The sequence below is a fragment of the Mesorhizobium sp. B2-5-4 genome (genome assembly GCF_006441095.1).
GTDB classification, from domain to species: Bacteria; Pseudomonadota; Alphaproteobacteria; order Rhizobiales; family Rhizobiaceae; genus Mesorhizobium; species Mesorhizobium salmacidum.
In genome coordinates this window covers 50,177-63,416 of the sequence record NZ_VFUR01000028.1, presented here as the reverse complement: position 1 = coordinate 63,416, position 13,240 = coordinate 50,177, and the positions used below count along the sequence as shown (strand labels likewise).

The 13,240-nt window shown below is 63.8% G+C and carries 13 protein-coding genes and 3 pseudogenes; 8 read left to right on the top strand and 8 right to left on the bottom strand.

Annotated elements, in window-relative coordinates:
* Positions 1 to 46: 46 nt before the first annotated feature.
* From FJ492_RS25970 to FJ492_RS28915, 4 genes and pseudogenes are all read right to left on the bottom strand, one after another.
* Positions 47 to 1,138: a recombinase family protein gene (locus FJ492_RS25970; protein ID WP_140772997.1), complete on the bottom strand. Its 1,092-nt coding sequence runs from the start codon at positions 1,136 to 1,138 to the stop codon at positions 47 to 49.
* A 63-nt stretch (positions 1,139 to 1,201) separates the two neighbouring features.
* Positions 1,202 to 1,306 (bottom strand): annotated as a pseudogene (locus FJ492_RS28990) (ATP-binding protein); the annotation flags it as partial.
* A gap of 252 nt (positions 1,307 to 1,558) precedes the next feature.
* On the bottom strand, positions 1,559 to 2,167 hold the full coding sequence (locus tag FJ492_RS25960; RefSeq protein ID WP_140772992.1) for a class I SAM-dependent methyltransferase: 609 nt from the start codon (positions 2,165 to 2,167) through the stop codon (positions 1,559 to 1,561).
* Between the two features lie 33 nt (positions 2,168 to 2,200).
* Positions 2,201 to 2,371, bottom strand: coding sequence for a hypothetical protein (locus FJ492_RS28915; RefSeq protein WP_181165992.1), 171 nt, complete (start codon positions 2,369 to 2,371; stop codon positions 2,201 to 2,203).
* A 103-nt stretch (positions 2,372 to 2,474) separates the two neighbouring features.
* Between FJ492_RS28915 and FJ492_RS25955 the strand changes: the two genes are divergently transcribed.
* The gene (locus tag FJ492_RS25955) at positions 2,475 to 3,386 is read left to right on the top strand and encodes a LysR substrate-binding domain-containing protein (protein ID WP_140773004.1); all 912 of its coding nucleotides are present in this window, start codon (positions 2,475 to 2,477) and stop codon (positions 3,384 to 3,386) included.
* A gap of 112 nt (positions 3,387 to 3,498) precedes the next feature.
* On the opposite strand, the gene gshB is transcribed toward FJ492_RS25955, so the two are convergent.
* The 3 genes from gshB to FJ492_RS25940 all read right to left on the bottom strand — a co-directional run bounded on the left by gshB (position 3,499) and on the right by FJ492_RS25940 (position 5,891).
* A complete protein-coding gene (gene gshB / locus FJ492_RS25950) occupies positions 3,499 to 4,440 on the bottom strand; it encodes a glutathione synthase (RefSeq protein ID WP_140772990.1) in 942 nt (313 codons plus the stop codon).
* 71 nt (positions 4,441 to 4,511) lie between these two features.
* Positions 4,512 to 4,886, bottom strand: a complete 375-nt coding sequence (locus FJ492_RS25945) for a GtrA family protein (RefSeq protein ID WP_140715631.1) — start codon at positions 4,884 to 4,886, stop codon at positions 4,512 to 4,514.
* A gap of 3 nt (positions 4,887 to 4,889) precedes the next feature.
* Positions 4,890 to 5,891 carry a glycosyltransferase gene (locus tag FJ492_RS25940; protein WP_140772988.1) on the bottom strand — a complete coding sequence of 334 codons (1,002 nt, stop codon included), beginning with the start codon at positions 5,889 to 5,891 and terminating at the stop codon, positions 4,890 to 4,892.
* Positions 5,892 to 6,013: 122 nt separating this feature from the next.
* On the opposite strand from FJ492_RS25940, the gene FJ492_RS25935 reads away from it, so the two are divergent.
* A complete protein-coding gene (locus FJ492_RS25935; RefSeq protein ID WP_246676124.1) occupies positions 6,014 to 7,849 on the top strand; it encodes a GtrA family protein in 1,836 nt (611 codons plus the stop codon).
* Positions 7,850 to 7,864: 15 nt separating this feature from the next.
* Here FJ492_RS25935 and FJ492_RS25930 read toward each other — a convergent pair.
* Positions 7,865 to 8,093 (bottom strand): annotated as a pseudogene (locus FJ492_RS25930) (Atu4866 domain-containing protein); the annotation flags it as partial.
* Positions 8,094 to 8,125: 32 nt separating this feature from the next.
* Between FJ492_RS25930 and FJ492_RS25925 the strand changes: the two are divergent.
* From FJ492_RS25925 to FJ492_RS25900, 6 genes and pseudogenes are all read left to right on the top strand, one after another.
* A pseudogene (locus tag FJ492_RS25925) lies at positions 8,126 to 8,254 on the top strand (LysR family transcriptional regulator); the annotation flags it as partial.
* 119 nt (positions 8,255 to 8,373) lie between these two features.
* Entirely contained in the window at positions 8,374 to 9,723 is a 1,350-nt protein-coding gene (locus FJ492_RS25920) for an EAL domain-containing protein (RefSeq protein ID WP_140772986.1), read from the top strand.
* A gap of 166 nt (positions 9,724 to 9,889) precedes the next feature.
* Complete coding sequence (locus FJ492_RS25915; RefSeq protein WP_140506969.1) at positions 9,890 to 10,657, top strand: SDR family oxidoreductase; 768 nt, start codon at positions 9,890 to 9,892, stop codon at positions 10,655 to 10,657.
* A complete protein-coding gene (locus FJ492_RS25910; protein ID WP_140772984.1) occupies positions 10,654 to 11,613 on the top strand; it encodes a 2-dehydro-3-deoxygalactonokinase in 960 nt (319 codons plus the stop codon). Before FJ492_RS25915 ends, FJ492_RS25910 begins: the two co-directional genes overlap by 4 nt.
* The gene (locus FJ492_RS25905) at positions 11,610 to 12,248 is read left to right on the top strand and encodes a 2-dehydro-3-deoxy-6-phosphogalactonate aldolase (RefSeq protein ID WP_140772982.1); all 639 of its coding nucleotides are present in this window, start codon (positions 11,610 to 11,612) and stop codon (positions 12,246 to 12,248) included. The genes FJ492_RS25910 and FJ492_RS25905 overlap by 4 nt, the downstream gene beginning before the upstream one ends.
* Positions 12,248 to 13,123, top strand: a complete 876-nt coding sequence (locus tag FJ492_RS25900; protein WP_140772980.1) for an SMP-30/gluconolactonase/LRE family protein — start codon at positions 12,248 to 12,250, stop codon at positions 13,121 to 13,123. The genes FJ492_RS25905 and FJ492_RS25900 overlap by 1 nt, the downstream gene beginning before the upstream one ends.
* Positions 13,124 to 13,240 lie beyond the last annotated feature (117 nt).

Below are 13,240 nucleotides of genomic sequence, written 5' to 3'. Positions count from 1 at the left end.
CAGATCGACGATCTCCTGCCGTGGGCCTACGTCGCCGCTCCCGAGCTTAAGGCCGTGGCCTGAAAACACCGCTTACCTTCCAGCTGCTGTTCACGCACCCCAGTTTGCGTACTGCATTGGTACACCTGAGCGACTGTGTGCCCTTCGGCGGCAAACCCTTGTGGACGAACCGCATTGGGGCGCCACAATAGTCGCACTTGGCTATCTTGGTAAAAAGGTTGCGGAACTCAGGGCCTTTCCGACCAGCGCCTTCGACCAACCTCTTTCGGCGAGAAGCCTGGATTCGAAGAAATTGCGGTTCTTCGATAATCTTGGGAAAATAGTTCAGCACCGGGTCGCCGAAGGGAATTCGTTCTCCGTGCTCATCAAATCGATGAGGTTGGAATTCGCCCAACACGGCCCGGCTATTCAGAATCTTGGTAGCGTACGACTCATGCCAGCCGTTGGATTTTGTGAATGTTGGCACACCTGACTCATTCAGACGCCGTGCAATCACGTATGATCCGTGCCCAGCGTCCGCCATCTGAAAAATATGCCGGACGACGTCGACGCGCTCGGAAATGACGTCAAATTGGGTGCGATCTTCGCGAAGTGAAAGCCATGCTGGGGCAACCCTAGTGAGCTTTTTGTTTCCGGCATTCTGCCGCTTGTTTGCCCAGGCTGCGCCCACGCGGATACTCTTAGTTTTTGACTCTTCGTAAGCTCGTCCGAGCACGACGACCGAGTAGATCACATCGGCGAAATTGGTGTCTCCCGCCCTGTAAATGTGATTGTCTGCGAGGGTTACGACGTTAATCCCGCTTTTCACGATATCGAAAAACACGGGTACGGAATCGAGGACCTGTTGGCGGCTTATCCGGTCCAACGACTCGACCAACAGGTAAGACCCTTTGGCAATATCTCCTGCCTTAACCAAGTCCAGAAATCGGCCCAGCGAACCGGACGTGACGTTTGCACCTTTGAACGCAGATACCCCGATATCCTCAAGCTTGAAGTCTTCGATCAGTCGCAGACCATGCTGCTCGGCATACCTTTTCGAGGCTTGTTCCTGCCTGCGGAGGCTGTCACCCCGCAACTGAATGTCGGTAGACATTCGAATGTACGAATATGCTGACGGCCCGGAGCTTCCTGAATCCATAGAAAGCTATGTAAACCGGCCCAAATTCTAGCTCAACGCCCCAGCAGGAAATAAATTAATCCATCCCAACATCTGCATGTTGACCTTGCCGGGTGCGATCATCACCTGCACGTCGACCGGCACGGCCTCGATGCCCTGGAAAGCGACCGTACGAACCCGCGCCACCATATTCTGCCCCCGATGCCGGCTCGCCCCCAGCCCTTGTGAACAATCCACGAGCGACGTCAGCTCAAGACAACCACAGATTTCAGGCTTAGGCAAGAACAATACAAGAACAAAGGCAAACGGGTGCATACGGTCGGATGGGCTCACTTGTCGTCCGCTTCAACCTGTTGCCTTGTGCGAGGGTCTTCCGGTGTTCGCAACGTCCCGGATTGAGCGGCACGGGATGAGGGCGAACGCGCGGCAACCCGCGCCGGATCACGACGGCCTCACCGCCAGGAAGGTGTCCCATCCTCGCTGCTTCCTGCCGATGCGGAAACTGTGACTGAGAAGCTCCATGCCGGCCGCCTCGATGCGCGCGGCGAAGGCGCCCTTGCGCCAGTCGACCGTAAGATATCTGCCGCCCGTCTCGCCGTCGCCGTCGCGCATCGAGACGACAAAGGCACTGCCGGGCCGCAATGAACGCGCAATCTTCGCCAGGACCTGGTCGATCTGGTCGCGAGGCACATGGATCAGCACTGCCAGCGCCACAACCGCGTCGTAGGGACCGCCAAGCTCGTCGGTGATCACGTCGAGGAGTTCGCCGGTCTTGCCGCGCGCCGCCTGCAGGTCGAGAAAGCGCCGCGTGGCGTCGGTTCGGCGCACCTTGACGCCAAGGCCCTCCAGGAAATCCGCATCGCGGCCCGGTCCGGACCCGATCTCCAGGACTTGGCCGCCCGGCCCGGCGATCGCCGCGGCGCGCTCGAGCGCGGCCCGGTCGTTCGGATGCGGGATATGCCCGACAATCTCGTCATAACGGATCGCATAATCCTCATACGATTCGATCGTCCGGCGGCTCTTCGCCAGGGCCTCTGCAGGTACCTTCATCGTTCCCTCCTGTCCCTGTCCGCCAAATCGCGCCTAGCGGATACTGCCATAAGGCGCGTGGCCGTCGAGCAGGCCGATATCGCGCTTGAAATGGTCGGACAGCGCGCGCTGGTCGAGCAGGCGGCGCGACCGCGATCTGAAGGGAGCGACGAAGAGGTCGAGGATCGGATGACGGACCGTGACGTGCTGAGCCGAGGTGTTCATTGCCATGTCCTTTCGGGTTAGTTTGATGATTTGAGTGTGCGCCGGTGCGCCCTTGGTTTCCAATCGAACGTCGCGTATCATGCATCAACAGGATTGATGCATGATGAGCTGGGACCTGCCGCCCTTGGGGGCCATCAGGGTGTTTGAAGCCGCATCGCGGCTGGGCAGCTTTACCAAGGCGGCCGAAGAACTCGGCATGACCCAGTCGGCGGCCAGCTATCAGATCAAGGTGCTGGAAGAACGCGCTGGAACGCCGCTTTTCACAAGAAAAACAAGACAGATCGCCTTGACCGAGGCCGGCGAGCAGCTGGCGCCGCACGCATCGGGCGCGTTCTCGGCGCTGGCCGACGCATGGGTTGCGACCAAGGGCGGCGCCACCGGTGTGCTCTCCGTCACCACGGTCCAGACTTTCGCCTCGACCTGGCTCGCCGTGCGCCTTGGAGCATTCCAGCTGATGCATCCGGACCTTGCCGTGAAAGTCGATACATCGTCCCGGCTGGCCGATTTTGGGCGCGACGGCATGGATATCGGCATTCGCACCGGCACCGGGAAATGGCCGGACCTGGAAGCCCACTACCTGTTCAAGGCAGACTACACGCCGATGCTCAGCCCAAGGCTGGTGCGGAGCGTGGGAGGCATCCGCCACCCGCAGGATCTCTACAAGCTGCCACTATGTTGTTCGAGCGATCCCTGGTGGAAGATCTGGTTCGAGGCAGCCGGTGCCCGCTTCGAGCCGGATCGCATCATAGCCGGTCCGGAGCTCGGCACACAGGCCTATGACGCGATGGCGGCGCTGACGGACCAGGGTGTCGCCATCCTCACCCGCAATCTCTACTCCTCATTGCTGACGACAGGACAGCTGATCCAGCCGTTCGAGGCGCTGGGGTCCGACGGCGACGGCTATTGGCTCGTGCATTCCGAAGGCCGCCGCAACACCCCGAAGATCCGGCTGTTCAGGGACTGGGTACTGGCCGAGACCGCTGATGTCAGGGCGCGCGAACAGCGCGGGGCCTGAAGAGTCCTCGGTCAAATCAGGAACATCGGGGGAACCCGGTAGCCGCACAGGTTGCGCCCCGGTTGTACCCGGCTGCAAAAGCGGAACATGGTTAACACAAAGTGGAAACGGATTATGCCCGTTTCGCTTCCACCGCGTCCCAGAACAGGCTGGCGATGTCGGCGCCGCCGAAGCGTTGCACTTCACGCACGCCGGTCGGCGAGGTGACGTTGATCTCGGTCATGTAGTCGCCGATGACGTCGATGCCGACCAGGATGAAGCCGCGCTCTTTCAGCGACGGTCCGATGCGGGCGCAGATTTCGCGCTCACGTTCGGTCAACTCGGTCTTCTCCGCGCGGCCGCCGACATGCATGTTGGAGCGGGAATCGTGCTCGGCCGGCACCCGGTTGATGGCGCCGACCGGCTCGCCGTCGATCAGGATGATGCGTTTGTCACCCTTGCGTACATCCTTCAGGTAGCGCTGCACGATATAGGGCTCGCGAAACAGCTGGCCGAACATTTCGAGCAGCGAGGCGAGGTTGCGGTCGGCTTCCAAGAGATGGAAGATGCCGGCGCCGCCATTGCCGTAGAGCGGCTTGACGATGATGTCGCCGAACTCCTTGCGGAAGGCGGCCACCTCAAGCGGATCCTTGGTGATCAGCGTGTCCGGCATCAGGTCGGGAAACTCGGTGACGAAGATCTTTTCCGGGCTGTTGCGCACCCAGGCCGGGTCGTTGACGACCAGCGTCTTCGGATGGATGCGCTCGAGGATATGGGTCGTGGTGATGTAGTTCATGTCGAAGGGCGGGTCCTGGCGCAGCAGGATGACGTCCATCTCCGACAGGTCGGTACGCACCTTTTCGCCCAGCGAGTAGTGGCTGCCCTTCTCATCGTGCACCTGCATCTCCTCGATGCGGGCAAACACCTTGCCGTCGCGCAGCGACAACCGGTCTGGGGTGTAGTGGAACAATTGATGGCCGCGCCGCTGCGCTTCCAGCGACAGCGCGAACGAGGTGTCGCCGGCGATCGACACGGTGGAGACATGGTCCATCTGGACGGCGATTTTCAGCTTCATGGTGGATCCCCAACGCAGTCAACGCATGCGATATAAGGGTCGCGGCGCCTTCTGCCAATCGGGCCACGCCGCTAACGGTCGAAGACCAGCCGCGAGTAACCCACGAAGGACAGCGTCATGGCCACCAGCGAAGCGATGGCAAGCGCGCCCAATGGTGGCGCTGCCGACAGCACCAGCAGGATGGCCGAGTAGACGGCATAGTTGACGATGCTGGTGGCGACGCCGACGCCGCCATAGCGGGCGCCTTCCTGTGTCAATCCCCTGCTCGACGGCGAGAAGGTCAGATGCCGGTTGATCTGCCATGTGACGCAGAGCGCAAAGCCGATCGAGAGCATGCGGCTGACGAAGGGCCCGAGCGGCGTGACGGCGAGCAGCAGCCAGAGTGCCGCCGCGTCGGCGACGAAACCGATGCCGCCTGCGACGACAAAGCGGACGACGCGTTGCATCGTTCAGGCCGCGCGCGAGGCCTTGCCCCGTTCCGGCTTCTGAACCACATCGCCCGTGCGGCGCTCGACACGGCCCGAAGGCATGGAGAGATAGAAGATCCGCTTCTGTTCGGCGCGCCCACGCGAGACCGAATCAAGAATCACTCCGGTCACCGCCGCCAGCATGGACAGAAGCAGCAGCCCGACCGACAGCACCCATGTCGGCATGCGCGGAACGAGACCGGTTTCGGCGAATTCGACCAGCACCGGCGCCATCAGGAACAGGCTTGAGGCCAGGAAGAACAGCGAAAAGGCGCCGAAGAAGCGCAGCGGCTGCGTCTCCTTCATCAGCATGGCGAACATCCACAGGATCCTGGCGCCGTCGCGGAAGGTCGACAGTTTCGACGACGAGCCTTCCGGCCGGCGTCCGTAGTCGAGCGCGATTTCGCTGACCGGCAATTTGAGCTGCGAGGCGTGCACCGACATTTCGGTCTCGATCTCGAAGCCGCCGGACACGGCGGGAAAGCTCTTGACGAAACGCCTGGTGAAAACGCGGTAGCCGGAGAAGATGTCGGTGAAATCGTCGCCGAACAGCCATTTGTAGAGGCTGTTGAAGACACGGTTGCCAAAGGCATGCCCGGCGCGGCCGGCATCGTCGTTGACGCCGCGCCTGGTGCCCACCACCATGTCGCAACGTTCGGTCAAGAGCGTGTTGATCAGTTGCGGCGCGTCTTCGGGCGCGTAGGTGCCGTCGCCATCGGCCATCAGATAGATGTCGGCGTCGATGTCGGCGAACATGCGCCGCACCACATTGCCCTTGCCCTGGCGCGGCTCACGAACCACGATGGCGCCGGCCGCGCGGGCGCGCAGGGCGGTCAGATCCTTCGAATTGTTGTCGTAGACATAGATGGTTGCCGCAGGCAGCGTCTCGCGGAACCGCCGTACCACCTCGGCGATGGTCAGCTCCTCATTGTAGCAAGGCAGGAGCACGGCGATGATGGGTTCACGGCTGATGTCTTGCGGCATTTTCGTCTCCGAATGCCTTGTCGACCATGCGGCCGCGCTCCGGAAACCGGCCGCGTTCAGGCGGTTTTACTATTTATTGAAGCCGTTAAGGCTAGGTTTAAGACCGACTTCACGAGTGTCGATTGGCCTGGAAAGGCCCGGCATTCACGCCAAGGGCGATCGGGATGGGCACGGCAAGGGGAACTTCCACCTGGAAGTCCGATATCGCAGTTGCGTTGTTTGCAGCCTTGCTGCTGCTGGGGCTCGAGGCCCAGCAGGGATTCCCGCAACTGGCCAATCCGGCGGGCGACAATGACAGCCTGCTGCAATTGGTCGAAGTCCGCGACCTGCTGGCGGGCCAGGGCTGGTTCGACCTGCACCAGTACAGGATGGGTCTCGAAGGCGGCTTCGTCATGCACTGGTCGCGGCTGCTCGACGCGCCGCTGGCACTGAGCATCCTTGCCGTTTCGGCCCTGACGGGCAGCACCGCCTTGGCCGAACAAATCGTGCAAATACTTTGGCCCGCGCTGCAGTTCTGGCTCGCGATCTTCTTCATCGTCCGCGCCGCGCGCGCTTTCGCCGGCCCGCACGCGGTGCTGCCCGCCGCCGTCGTCGGCGGGGCGGCCTTGTATTACATCGGGATTTTTTCTCCCGGCGCGCTCGATCATCACAATGTCCAACTGATGCTGACGCTGGCGAGCCTCGCCTTGCTGCTCGAGGCGCCAACGCATCGGCCGGCTGCTCTCGTCGCGGGCCTCTGCGCCACGCTGACCTTGGCCATCGGCATGGAAAGCGCGCCCTATGCCGGATCCCTCGGCGCCGTCGTCGCGCTGCTGTTTCTCGGCAATCGGGAGGGTGAAAGGCTGATCGCCAGGGATTTCGGCCTCGGCGTCGCCGGCGCCTCGGCTCTCGTCTTCGCCGCAACCATCCCCGTCTCGTCCTGGGGCCAGGCCCAATGCGACACGTTCTCGGTCGTGCAGTTCGCCGTCACCGGGCTTGCCGGCGCCGGTCTGGCAATCATTGCTTCATGGAAGGCCGCCAACGCAACGGCCGCCCGGCGCCTGATGTCGCTTGGCCTGCTGGCCGTCGCTCTCGCTCTCGTCGTGGGGCTCCTGTTTCCGCAATGCCTGGCGGCCCCCTATGCTCATCTCGATCCGCGCCTGCAGCAAATGTGGCTCGGCTATATCGAGGAGGCGCAGTCGATCGTCCAGCTTGTCGCCGACGATCCGGCAAGGGCGGTGGCGCGCTTTGCCACGCCATTGGTGGCGATCGTTCTGATGGCGCTCCGCTTCAGCCATGGCGGCTGGCGGCGGCAGGACAGCCTCGTCACCGCGCTGCTGGTGGTGGCGCTTCTGGTCAGTGCCTGGGAAGTGCGCGGCTCGACCTTCTCCATCGTCTTCGCGGTGATCCCGCTTTCGGCCTGGATCGCCAAATGGCGGCAGCGGGCAGAAGCCAGCCCGTCCAGTGGTTCCGTGCTCAGGATGGCCGCGGCCTGGCTGATCTCGGTCAACGCGATCTGGTCGGGCGCAGCTCAAGCGGCATCGAGCGCCTTCGCAGCCGCTGCTCCCGCCAGGGACGCCGGCATCGATGCGCCCTGCAACAGCAAGGCTTCGTTCGCCGCGCTTGGCGCGATGGCCCCCACCACGGTGCTTGCCATCTCCAATCTTGGCTCGCCGATCCTCGCCTTTACCGGTCATCGCGTGTTCGCCGGGCCCTACCATCGCAACGTCGCCGGTAACCTGCTCGTGTTCGACGCCTTGCTGGGCTCGGCCACCGACGCGAAAGCCGTCGTCGAAAGCCACCATGTCGGCCTTGTCGCGCTGTGCCACGGCAACCCGGAAAGCCGGCTGTTTGCGGCCAGGGCGCCGGACGGTTTTCTGGCCGGTCTGATGCGCGGCAACGTGCCGGAATGGCTGGAGCCGGTGGCGGAGACCAGGGGCGGCCCCCTGGAACTCTACCGCGTCCGGCTCGGCGGCTGATCCGACCGGCAGCCGCTACTCCTTCCGACATAGGATCATGCCGCCGTGATGCAGCACGCCGTCGACGAACGTGCCATCGGCGGTGAATCCGGTATCGTCCCAATAGTCGATGTGATTGCCCCCGAACTTCGTAACGCCCCCGATACGCGCTTTCCCGGATCCCACGCGCTTCGTCGTAGCGGCCGTTTGGAAGCAGCTTATGACGGACATGGCCATCGGCTGTCACCCACATGCCGGCATATGGCTTTGCGCTGGTTGAGCCATGATTTTCCGGTCGGTGTTCTGGTGCCCATCCTGGAGACCTACTGCCCACGCTTTGCCGGCTTCTTTCTTTATTATCCAGGCCGTCGCAACATGGCGCCGAAGCTGCGCGCACTTGTCGATCACCTGCAGCGCTTCAGATAGCGTCATGGGATCGTTCGCGAGTCTCGAAAAATCGATTCAAGCGATACGTTTCCTAAAGGGTTTACTGCCAGTCTCGAAATAAATTCCGACGACAAAAGCAGGGACGAGCAGGGACACCGATGCAAACTCCGTTTGGCACCGGTCAGGCAAACGGGGAAAGCACGGATCTGGCGTTCACCGATCCGTTGACCGGGCTTGGCAATCATCGCCGCTTCTTCGACAAGGTCGACCGCCTGATCAGCGACCGCGCCGACGATCCCGCGCCCTTCACCGTCGGCATTCTCGACCTTGACGGCTTCAAGCCGATCAACGACCTGTTCGGCCACAAGGCAGGCGACGACATCCTGATCCAGGTCGCGATGCGGCTGCGCGCCTCGATGGACGGCCATTCGACGGTCTGCCGCATCGGCGCCGACGAATTCGCCTTCCTCTATCCCCTGGTATTCTCGGAGGAGGCGGCGGCGGAAAAATCCCGCATGCTGATCGAGATCCTGTCGGCGCCCTATGATGTCGGCGAACGCACCGCCAGACTTTCTGCCTCTGTCGGCTGCTCGCTGTTCTATTCCGGCGACGAGACCACCGAAATCCTCATCAACAAGGCCGAAACGGCGCTTTACCATGCCAAGCGCTCCGGCCGTGGCCGCGTCGTCGTCTACACCCGCGAGATGGAAGAGGCCGCCAAGCGCGTCACCCGCATCGAGCAGGCGCTGCGCCGCGCCGTCTCCGCCGGCGAGGTGGAGCCGCATTTCCAGCCGATCGTCGACCTCACCACGCGCCGCACCATCGGCTTCGAGACGCTGGCGCGCTGGACCGACCGCGACCTCGGCGCGGTGCCGCCGACCGTCTTCATTCCGATCGCCGAGGAGCGCGGCATCATCGGCCCGCTGTCGCAGCTGGTGCTGCGCAAGGCGACGGAAGCCGCCAGGAGCTGGCCGAAGGACCTGTTCCTGTCCTTCAACCTGTCGCCCTCGCAGCTCGTCGACCAGAACACCGGCCTGCACATACTGGCGATCCTCGACCGCACCGGGTTCGATCCGCGCCGGCTGGAGATCGAGATCACCGAGACCGGCCTGATGAACGACCCTGCCTCGGCCGCGCAGATCGTCGAGGATCTGCGCCGTGTCGGCATCCGCATCTCGCTCGACGATTTCGGCACCGGCCAGTCCTCGCTCGGCCGCCTGCGCGAGTTTCATTTCGACAAGCTCAAGATCGACCGCGCCTTCGTCTCCTCCATTCTCGACGACCGGCCGTCCGAACACATCATCCGCGCCATTCTCGCCATGTGCGAAGGGCTCGCCATGGACGTGGTTGCCGAAGGCATCGAAGAGGAGGCGCAGGCCGACCGGCTGGTCCAGTTCGGTTGCGCCGGCGGGCAGGGCTATCTCTTCGGCAAGCCGGCCGATGCCGACGCCACATTGGGCTACCTCCGCGATTCCTTCCGCGGCGCCTTGCGCGCCAAGGCGATCTGAGCGGCGAAATTCGGCGCTGCCGGCCATGCGGCGATGCCGCCTGGCGGTCTCGCGCCATCGCCATCGCCTTTTTGTCCGACATAAGGCCGAAATAGCGTCTTTTCGCCCTTGCCCGCCGGACGTGTCTGGCTAGGATGCGCGCCGGTTGACCCGGGAGACGAAAATCATGATGCCATCGGCGCGTTTTGCCGACCTCGAAGGCGCTTCGGTGCTGATCACCGGCGGCGGCTCCGGCATCGGCGCGGCGTTGACCGAAGGGTTCATGCGCCAGGGCGCCAAGGTCGCCTTCCTCGACATCGCCGACGCGCCGAGCACCGCGCTCGCCGGTCGCATCGAGAAGGAGCTCGGCCACCGACCGCTCTACCTCAAGACCGATCTGCGCGACGTCGAGGCACTGCGCGCCTCTGCGGCAAGGGCCGCCGACGCGCATGGCGACGTCACCGTGCTGGTCAACAATGCCGCCTGGGACGAACGCCATGCCGTCGAGGACGTTACCGTCGATTTCTGGGACAACAACCTCGCCATCAACCTGCGACCGCATTTCTTCACCGCGCAGGCCGTGGCACCAGGCATGAAGCGGGCCGGCGGCGGCTCGATCATCAATTTCACCTCGACCTCCTACCTGATCAACCATCCAGACATGCCGGCCTATACCGCCGCCAAGGCGGGCATACTCGGCCTCACCAAGGGGTTGGCCGGCAAGCTTGGTCCCGACCGCATCCGCGTCAACGCCGTCGCGCCCGGCTGGGTGATCACCGAGCGGCAGCAGGAGCGCTGGGTGACGGAAGAGGCACTTGCCGCCCATGTCGCCAAGCAATGCATCAGGGACGTCATGCGGCCGGACGACATGGTCGGCACGGTGCTGTTCCTGGCCTCAGATGCCTCGCGCATGCTGACCGCGCAAATGCTGATCGTCGATGGAGGCTTCCTGTGAGCCCAGGGTTTGCCAGCAACGTTCCGGCAGTCGCCGCACTCGATTGGGGCACGACCCGGCTTCGGGCCTGGCTGATCGACGGCGGCGGCAAGGTGCTTGCCGAACGTCGCGGCGACGATGGCCTGATCACCGCGCGCGAAAAGGGCTTCGCCAACGTCCTGGAGGGCCATCTGGCAGCGATGGGCGCACCGGAGGCATTGCCCGTCATCATCTGCGGCATGGCCGGTTCCCGCCAGGGCTGGCTGGAGGCGCCCTATGTCAGCGTGCCGTCGCCGCTCGGCGCCATTCTTGGCGGCGCCGCCCGGGTGCCAGATCAGAAACGCGACATCCGCATCGTCCCCGGCCTTGCCCAGCGCCTGGCCGACGCGCCCGACGTCATGCGCGGCGAGGAGACGCAGCTTGCCGGCGCTGGCCTGCCTGCCAGAGGCCGCGAACTGGTCTGCATGCCCGGCACCCATTCGAAATGGGTGCTGGTCGAGGACGGCGCCGTCGCCGGCTTCGGCACCTGGCCGACGGGCGAGCTGTTTTCCGTGCTTGCCGCGCACTCGATCCTGCGCCATTCGCTGGGCGAACATCCCAGCCCGGTTGCTCCCGACAATCCGTTCTTCCGCCGCTGGTGCGAAACAGCACTGGGCGAGGGTGGTGATGTCACCTCGCGGCTGTTTGCCATCCGCGCTGCCGGCCTGCTCCAGGATCTCAAGGGCGATGATGCGGCCGCCTGCCTGTCGGGCCTGCTGATCGGCGGCGAGATCGCCTCTGCCCGGCGCCGTCATGGCGCCGGCGCGACATCGGTCGTGCTGGTTGCCTCGGGCGCGCTGGCGGTGCTTTACCAGACTGCGCTCGGTTTTGCCGGGCTAGGTGTGCGGACAGTCGATGCGGACGAGGCTGTACGCGCCGGCCTGATCGAGGCCGCGCGGGAGAATGGCATGATTGCCAGAAGTGGAGCCGCCATATGAGCCAGACCGCACCCTTTCCAAAACTCAAGCGCGGCCTGGTCGCTATCCTGCGCGGCCTCAAGCCGGCCGAAGCGATAGCCATGGGCCAGGCGCTGTTCGACGCCGGCATCGAGGCCATAGAGGTGCCGCTGAACTCGCCCGAGCCGTTCTCGTCGATCGCCAGGATTGTCGAAGTGCTGCCGAAAACCGCCCTGGTCGGCGCCGGCACGGTGCTTACGGGGGCCGACGTCGACAATCTTCACCAGGCCGGCGGCCGGCTGCTGGTCAGCCCCAACATCGATGCCGAGGTCATGGGCCGTGCCAGGACATACGGTATGGTCACCATGCCCGGCGTGTTTACCCCCACGGAAGCCTTCCAGGCGATCCGGCTCGGCGCCTCGGCGCTGAAATTCTTTCCCGCCAGCGTGCTCGGCGCATCAGGCATTTCCGCTATCCGGGCCGTGCTGCCGGCGCAGACGCTGGTCGGCGCGGTCGGCGGCGTTTCGGACAAGGACTTTGCCGGTTACAAGGCGGTTGGTGTGACGGTCTTCGGGCTTGGCTCCAGCCTGTTCAAGCCAGGCATGAGCGTCGATGACGTGGCGGCGCGCGCTCACGCCGCCGTCGCTGCCTGGGACGTAGCATTCGGAGACGCATGATGAACAAGGTTTCGGTTTTTTCCGATCATGTCTGCGAGCTCGGCGAAGGGCCAAGCTACGATCCCGCCACCGACGCGCTGTTCTGGTTCGATATCGTCAACGGCCAGCTCCTGGAAAAGCTCGTGGCCGGTGGTGCGCTGAAGATCCATGAGCTTGGCCAGATGGCGAGCGCCATCGCCATCGTCGATGACAAGCGCCAGCTGATCGCCACCGAGACCGGCCTCTTCGTCCGCGATGTCGCGACCGGCCAGATGACGCTGCATACGCCTGTCGAGGCGGACAACCCCCTTACCCGGTCCAACGATTCCCGTGTCCATCCCTGCGGCGCCTTGTGGATGGGGACGATGGGCAAGAGCGAGGCAAAGGGCGCCGGTGCGATCTACTGGTTCTTCAGGGGTGAACTGCGCAAGCTGTTCTCCGGCATCACCGTGTCGAACTCGATTTGTTTCTCCGGGGATGGCGCGCTCGCCTATTACACCGACACCTCGACCGGCCTGCTGATGCGCGTCGCCTGCGATCCGGCGAGCGGCCTGCCCTCTGGAGAACCAAAAGTGTTCGTCGATCACCGCTCGTCCAAGGGCTATGTCGACGGATCGGTCGTCGACCGCGACGGCGTGCTGTGGAACGCCGTCTGGGGCGGCAAGGCGGTCAAGGCCTATTCGCCCGACGGAACATTGCTGCGCGAAGTTGCGATGCCGGTGACGCAGCCCTCGTGCCCGGCCTTTGTCGGCAGGAACGCCGACCGGCTGGCGGTGACGTCGGCGTGGAAAGGCAAGGACGACAAGCAGCGCCAGCTCGATCCGCAGGCAGGCATGACGTTCGTCCTAGATATTCCCGTCAACGGCCGCTTCGAGCCGCGCGTGCTGATCGCCTGAACAGGTCGGACGATCGGCTCCGCGCAATCTATCGTGGTGCTGTCACGCAGGCGTCCGGCTTGAGTCGGTTTCGCGAAAGCCGTTTGCGTCGACCGTGCGATGCTAGGTGATCGCACG

Coding starts and splice junctions, on each gene's coding strand:
- FJ492_RS25970 (WP_140772997.1), bottom strand. CDS start 1,138: ATGGATTCAGGAAGCTCCGGGCCGTCAGCATATTCGTACATTCGAATG.
- FJ492_RS25960 (WP_140772992.1), bottom strand. CDS start 2,167: ATGAAGGTACCTGCAGAGGCCCTGGCGAAGAGCCGCCGGACGATCGAA.
- FJ492_RS28915 (WP_181165992.1), bottom strand. CDS start 2,371: ATGAACACCTCGGCTCAGCACGTCACGGTCCGTCATCCGATCCTCGAC.
- FJ492_RS25955 (WP_140773004.1), top strand. CDS start 2,475: ATGAGCTGGGACCTGCCGCCCTTGGGGGCCATCAGGGTGTTTGAAGCC.
- gshB (WP_140772990.1), bottom strand. CDS start 4,440: ATGAAGCTGAAAATCGCCGTCCAGATGGACCATGTCTCCACCGTGTCG.
- FJ492_RS25945 (WP_140715631.1), bottom strand. CDS start 4,886: ATGCAACGCGTCGTCCGCTTTGTCGTCGCAGGCGGCATCGGTTTCGTC.
- FJ492_RS25940 (WP_140772988.1), bottom strand. CDS start 5,891: ATGCCGCAAGACATCAGCCGTGAACCCATCATCGCCGTGCTCCTGCCT.
- FJ492_RS25920 (WP_140772986.1), top strand. CDS start 8,374: ATGCAAACTCCGTTTGGCACCGGTCAGGCAAACGGGGAAAGCACGGAT.
- FJ492_RS25915 (WP_140506969.1), top strand. CDS start 9,890: ATGATGCCATCGGCGCGTTTTGCCGACCTCGAAGGCGCTTCGGTGCTG.
- FJ492_RS25905 (WP_140772982.1), top strand. CDS start 11,610: ATGAGCCAGACCGCACCCTTTCCAAAACTCAAGCGCGGCCTGGTCGCT.
- FJ492_RS25900 (WP_140772980.1), top strand. CDS start 12,248: ATGAACAAGGTTTCGGTTTTTTCCGATCATGTCTGCGAGCTCGGCGAA.